The sequence below is a fragment of the Cohnella laeviribosi DSM 21336 genome (assembly GCF_000378425.1).
GTDB lineage: Bacteria > Bacillota > Bacilli > Paenibacillales > Paenibacillaceae > Cohnella > Cohnella laeviribosi.
Genome location: NZ_KB899888.1, coordinates 1 through 2,718 on the forward strand (window position 1 = coordinate 1; position 2,718 = coordinate 2,718).

Annotated in this window: 3 protein-coding genes; all 3 read right to left on the bottom strand. The window is 60.2% G+C overall.

Features of this window, described 5'->3' with window-relative positions; genetic code table 11:
- Nucleotides 1–245 precede the first annotated feature (245 nt).
- The 3 genes from F560_RS0121880 to F560_RS0121890 are packed head-to-tail and all read right to left on the bottom strand — an operon-like array spanning nt 246 to nt 2,624.
- On the bottom strand, nt 246–668 hold the full coding sequence (locus F560_RS0121880) for an OsmC family protein (protein WP_019007847.1): 423 nt from the start codon (nt 666–668) through the stop codon (nt 246–248).
- Nucleotides 665–1,651, bottom strand: coding sequence for an ABC transporter ATP-binding protein (locus F560_RS0121885; protein ID WP_019007848.1), 987 nt, complete (start codon nt 1,649–1,651; stop codon nt 665–667). Before F560_RS0121885 ends, F560_RS0121880 begins: the two co-directional genes overlap by 4 nt.
- Nucleotides 1,635–2,624: an ABC transporter ATP-binding protein gene (locus F560_RS0121890; RefSeq protein ID WP_019007849.1), complete on the bottom strand. Its 990-nt coding sequence runs from the start codon at nt 2,622–2,624 to the stop codon at nt 1,635–1,637. Before F560_RS0121890 ends, F560_RS0121885 begins: the two co-directional genes overlap by 17 nt.
- Between the last annotated feature and the right edge of the window lie 94 nt (nt 2,625–2,718).

Genomic DNA, 2,718 nt, shown 5'->3' on the forward strand with positions numbered 1-2,718 from the left:
CGGACTACATGACGGGTCAGCAGCGGGGCTGGGGGCAATGTAGGGTACTGAGCGGACTACATGACGCTCACGCCGAACGGAATTCCTGTCGCGAACTGACCTTGACGCGCGGATGCCCCGTCTCTGCAAGCCGAACGGCCACGCGGGCCGCCCGTTTGCCGGAAGGGACCCCAACGGTGACGGTTCCTGCCCCCCAACGCGCCCTTCAATCCGCCGCATAAAAAAAAGCCCGATGAAGCGATTCATCAGGCTTTCTCCGATTCCAAGCAGTTAAGCACGAGCCGGTACCGGATGTCGGCTTTGAGCGAGGCGGCTACCGAGCAATATTGGGAGGTGCCGAGCTCGATGGCCTTCCAAATGCGGTAATCCGGAATGTCTCCGTCCACCTTGAAGATCAAGTCGATGGACGTAAATCCCTTCGGCGCCTCCTCGCTGCGAATGCCGGCCGTCTCGATTTCGATCCGGCGGATCGACGGCAGGTACTTATCCAGGATCATCGTGACATCGATTCCGATGCAGCCCGCCAGGCCCGCAAGCAGCAACTCCATCGGGGTCGCTCCCTTGCCGTCTCCTCCGTAAGCCGGCGTTGCATCCATCTTCACGGGGGAACCGGAAGGCCCCACCGACTCAAAAACGCGTTTGCCTTGCCATACTGTCGTCACTTTCATTCATGAGTCCCGCTTTCGTCGTTGTAAAGGTGGCAGGCGACATACCGGTTCTCGGCAATCCGCCGCCACTTGGGTTGTATGCTGCCGCACTCCGGCCGGGCCAGCGGGCAGCGCGTATGAAACGCGCAGCCGGGCGGCGGATTGCGGGGGCTCGGCACTTCGCCGGAGAGCACGATCCGCTCCCGCCGTCTGGCAGGGTCCGCCTCGGGGATCGCCGAGATGAGCGCCTGGGTGTACGGATGAAGCGGCCGCTCGAACAGCTCCGGCGTCGGACCCGTTTCGACCATTTTGCCTAAATACATAACGCCCGTGCGATCGCTGATGTACCGGACGACCGACAGATCGTGCGAAACGAATAAGTACGTAAGCGCCAAGCGGCTTTGCAATTCTTGCATCAATTTCAGGATTTGCGCCTGTATCGACACGTCCAGAGCCGAAACCGGCTCGTCGAGTACGACGAATTTCGGCTCCAGAATAAGCGCCCGCGCGATTCCGACCCGCTGCCGCTGCCCGCCGGACAGCTCGTGCGGATAGCGAAGGGCGTGCTGCTTCGACAATCCGACGACCTCCAGCATCTGCTCGACCTTGGCGCGAAGGGCCTCGTCGGACAAGTCCAAATGGGTGCGAAGCGGCTCCTCCAGCGTGCGCCGTATGGTCCATCTCGGGTCCAGCGAACCGTAGGGATCTTGAAAAACGATCTGCATGTCGGTTTTCAATTTCCGCAGCTCTTCCGTGCCGATTCGCGTAATGTCCGTGCCCTCGAACCAAATGCTTCCCGCCGTCGGTTCGATGAGGCGGAGAATGGTTTTGCCGAGCGTCGTTTTGCCGGACCCGGACTCTCCGACGACGGCGAACGTTTCGCCTTTGCGAATCGTAAGGGAGACGCCGTCCAGCGCCTTGACTTCTCCGCCTCCCCGGCGGAACAGCCCTTTCTTGACGGGGTAGCTTTTTTTCAAATCCCGGACTTCAATCAACGCCGGCATTCGTCTCCCTCCCATACAGGTGGCATTTGCACCGGTGACCGTTCCCGAAGTCGACCGCGCCGGGCTCGTCCGTCACGCAAACGTCCATCTTGAACGGGCAGCGGTCGGCAAACCGGCATCCGGCCGGGTAATCCGCGGGGTGAGGAACCTGTCCGGCAATCGAGTACAATTGTTTCTCCTTTCCGGAGAACTGGGGAATCGATTTTAACAGCCCCATCGTGTAGGGATGCTTAGGCTCGCGGAAAAGCCTGCCGACGTCTCCCTGCTCGACGATTTGCCCGGCATACATGACGGAGACTTTATCGCAGGTTTCGGCAACAACCCCGAGATCGTGGGTGATCAGGATAATGGCGGTTCCCCGCTCCCGCTGCAGCTTCCGCATCAGATCCAGAATTTGCGCCTGAATCGTCACGTCCAGCGCGGTTGTCGGCTCGTCGGCAATCAGAATTTCCGGATTGCAGGCCATGGCGATTGCGATCATGACGCGCTGGCGCATGCCCCCGGAAAGCTGGTGCGGATAAGCGTTTGCGACCTGATCGGGCGCGGAAATCCCGACGTCGCCGAGCAGTTCGATCGCTTCCTTGCGCGCGGCCTTGCGGCTGATGCGGGCATGCCGGCGGATGGCTTCCGCGATTTGGCTGCCGACTTTGAAAACGGGATTGAGCGCCGTCATCGGCTCCTGAAAAATCATGGCGATCCGCTTGCCGCGCACGTTTCTCATTTCTTTTTCGGACAACCGGACCAGGCTTTCTCCTTGCAGGCGGACGTCGCCTTGCGCAATGGCGGCTTTGCCTTTGGGCAATAACCGCATGATGGACAAGGAGGTGACGCTTTTTCCGCTGCCGGACTCCCCTACGATGCCCAGCGTTTCTCCCTTTTCCAGCGAGAAGCTGATGCCGTCCACCACGCGGACGGGGCCGGACGGGCCGGCAAATTCTACGGTCAGATTGTCGACGGACAGAAGCTTGGTCATCGTTGCCTCCCGTGCTCAGGTGGGAAACCCCCGAAGGGATTCGGGGGCCTTGTCTTGATCTTATTTATAGAGCGAAACGAACCGAATGATTTCA

Coding starts and splice junctions, on each gene's coding strand:
- F560_RS0121880 (WP_019007847.1), bottom strand. CDS start 668: ATGAAAGTGACGACAGTATGGCAAGGCAAACGCGTTTTTGAGTCGGTG.
- F560_RS0121885 (WP_019007848.1), bottom strand. CDS start 1,651: ATGCCGGCGTTGATTGAAGTCCGGGATTTGAAAAAAAGCTACCCCGTC.
- F560_RS0121890 (WP_019007849.1), bottom strand. CDS start 2,624: ATGACCAAGCTTCTGTCCGTCGACAATCTGACCGTAGAATTTGCCGGC.